Source organism: Exiguobacterium sp. SL-9 (assembly GCF_004336985.1).
GTDB lineage: Bacteria > Bacillota > Bacilli > Exiguobacteriales > Exiguobacteriaceae > Exiguobacterium.
Genome location: NZ_SJUO01000023.1, coordinates 1 through 429 on the forward strand (window position 1 = coordinate 1; position 429 = coordinate 429).

At 42.2% G+C, this 429-nt stretch carries 1 protein-coding gene; it reads right to left on the reverse strand.

Translation table 11 applies throughout. From position 1 onward, the window contains the following. On the reverse strand, positions 1-429 hold a 429-nt coding region (gene ispE / locus EVJ34_RS15465), incomplete at both ends, for a 4-(cytidine 5'-diphospho)-2-C-methyl-D-erythritol kinase (RefSeq protein ID WP_131486166.1).

The window sequence follows — 429 nt, forward strand, 5'->3', positions numbered from 1 at the left end:
CTTTAATAATGCGCCAAGAGAGCGAATAGGAGAATTACGTTTTAATTCTGGATCTGTGAAGATTGTCGGTGTTGGAATGGAAATTCCGGGGTGTGCGACCAAATACCATTGCTCTTTTGGCTCTGCTGGGGTCAAAATTTCACCAACGCCTTCGGCAAACGCGGCATGACCTTTTACAAAAACAGGAACATCTGCACCTAAACTTACCCCTAATTCGGCTAAGGTTTCATCACTTAGACCCGCTTGCCAGTGGTAATTAAGTGCAATTAATGTCGTTGCTGCGTTAGAGGAACCTCCACCTAAGCCACCTCCCATAGGGAGTTTTTTATCAATACTGATATCTGCGCCGTGATACTGCAAAGGAATATTATGTTGGTGGCAATAATCACGAAGTAATTTAGCGGCTTTAATAATTAAATTATCTTTATC